Source organism: Lacihabitans soyangensis, from assembly GCF_024343775.1.
Classification (GTDB): domain Bacteria; phylum Bacteroidota; class Bacteroidia; order Cytophagales; family Spirosomataceae; genus Leadbetterella; species Leadbetterella soyangensis.
Window position 1 is genome coordinate 1 of sequence record NZ_RJUF01000136.1, and the last position, 1,880, is coordinate 1,880.

A 1,880-nucleotide genomic window follows, 5' to 3' on the forward strand; every position below is an offset into this window, starting at 1 on the left:
TTCCAAATATTGGGACATGGCTTTACGTCTAGCTTTGAGAACGGAGCAAAAGGCAAATATCAGATAGTAGTACTAGACAAAAGCTGGAAGAAGCTAAAAGCAAGTATCAAGGAAGTAACACGCAAAACTGCACCATTGAGTTTCGATGAACGTAACACAAAACTGAAACTACTGCAACGAGGATGGGTCAACTATTTCAAACTTGGAAATATAGGCAGCAAACTCAAAAGCATAGACAGTTGGACAAGAAACCGTTTACGATATTGCATTTGGACAGACTGGAAAAAGCCAGAACGGAAACGTAAGAACTTGATACGACTGGGAGTTCCACCAAGTAAAGCCTACCAATTTAGCAGAACCCGAAAAGGAGGATGGGTAATAGCCCAAAGTCCTATAATGGTAACAACTATCACACTAGAACGCCTAAGAAAAAGGGGATACGAAAGTATGAACGATTACTATGAAAAGGTAAGTCCGATGTTTAATGAACCGCTGTATACGAGACCCGTACGTACAGTGGTGTGAGAGCCTCTCCCTGCTAGGGTTTCCTAGTGGGGCAGGCTACTCGATTATGTGCTGTTTTTCTATGGTAAGTCATCCCAGTTTATTTCTGAATTGTCCAAAAGCGATTGTAAATATTCTCTGTTCGGGCTGATTAATGTCCCATAGTCTGTCGCTGATGGAATGTCAACTTCAAATAAGTAATCACATTCTTTTTCTAATATTTCATATCGTTTGTTCCCTTTTACTTTATTCAGGTCAAGGTAATATGGCGGAATATTATTCATTTGAATAAGTTCAATTCCTCCTTTCCAGTCTGACATTATATTTTTAAACTCGTCTGTGGTTAAAATAAAGTCAAACGTCAGTGACCTTGCTAGTGTCTTAATGTTTATTGAATTGTCTTTGATTGGTAATTTAAATTCTTCCCAGTCAAAACCCTTTCCTGTCGTATGGTTATGAACCCAAATGTAATTGTAGTTGTCTCTTATTAAAAAAGGTAAAATGTTTGTCGTGGCAAAGTCAAGTATTATACGATACCGTCCAGGAGCAGTTTCTCTAATGCAATTTATATTGTCACGAAAGTCTATTGTCTTCATATTGATGTCGTTCTAAAATAGCACATAACGTTTTGCAGATTTGCGATGGGCGGGTTTTTTACCACCAAAGTTTATGCGGAGCACAAAACTTTCGGATACCACTAAACTGTCTGCGGAGCACGAAACCCAGCCTATTGCAAATGTGCTGTTATGCCTCGTTTTTCTTTCGTCCGTGTTCATTATCTGTATGATACTTTGTCAAGTTGTCCAGTTGTAGCAGTAAAGGAAAGAACTTGATAACAGTCAATTGCTTTTCCGTCAACTGTCGCTGGTTGCCATTTTTGTGGCATTCTATTTACAATAGCTAAAACTTGGTTTGCATAAGTCGCCAAGTCGCCTTTGCCTTTTGTTACAATTACAAAATTCCCTGCTTTCCCGTCACAAGTAACCAAGAATGCAATTGAAACTCTAAACATCATTTGTGTTGCTTTTGCATCTGTCAAAGGATTGGCAACAAAGTATTTTTTCAATTCGTCAAGTCCACCTGTGAAAGTCGGGTTAGTTGTCGGTTTAGCGATTTCTCCGAACTTTTCTTTTACTAAAAAGTCGTCTACTGAATACACTGTCTGCGAGCAAGCAGTTACTTTCACAATACTGTCAGCAGGGAAAACAATAACTTTGGGAATGTCGTCAATTGTCTTGAATGAAAAACCGAATGGAGCTTTAGGTGTTTCAAATTCTTTTTCTGAAACATAGAGTGTCGTTAAGTCTTTCTTTTGCTCGTATGACAGAACTACCATTGTAAGCCCTTCTTTGTTTTTGTAATTGAACTTCATATCA

4 protein-coding genes are annotated in these 1,880 nt (G+C 38.4%); 1 reads left to right on the top strand and 3 read right to left on the bottom strand.

Annotated elements, in window-relative coordinates; translation table 11 throughout:
* The coding region (locus EGI31_RS15005; RefSeq protein WP_310586220.1) for a group II intron maturase-specific domain-containing protein at positions 1 to 525 on the top strand (525 nt) is incomplete at its 5' end.
* A gap of 59 nt (positions 526 to 584) precedes the next feature.
* Here the strand turns inward: EGI31_RS15005 and EGI31_RS15010 are convergent.
* The 3 genes from EGI31_RS15010 to EGI31_RS15020 all read right to left on the bottom strand — a co-directional run.
* Positions 585 to 1,100, bottom strand: a complete 516-nt coding sequence (locus EGI31_RS15010; RefSeq protein ID WP_255037986.1) for a hypothetical protein — start codon at positions 1,098 to 1,100, stop codon at positions 585 to 587.
* 12 nt (positions 1,101 to 1,112) lie between these two features.
* Complete coding sequence (locus tag EGI31_RS15015; protein ID WP_255037987.1) at positions 1,113 to 1,280, bottom strand: hypothetical protein; 168 nt, start codon at positions 1,278 to 1,280, stop codon at positions 1,113 to 1,115.
* Positions 1,280 to 1,880 (bottom strand): energy transducer TonB (locus EGI31_RS15020; RefSeq protein WP_255037988.1); only part of this gene is annotated, 601 nt, incomplete at its 5' end. The genes EGI31_RS15020 and EGI31_RS15015, both read right to left, overlap by 1 nt.

Excerpts from the sequence above, each read along its gene's own strand:
- EGI31_RS15010 (WP_255037986.1), bottom strand. The coding sequence starts at position 1,100 with ATGAAGACAATAGACTTTCGTGACAATATAAATTGCATTAGAGAAACT.
- EGI31_RS15015 (WP_255037987.1), bottom strand. The coding sequence starts at position 1,280 with ATGAACACGGACGAAAGAAAAACGAGGCATAACAGCACATTTGCAATA.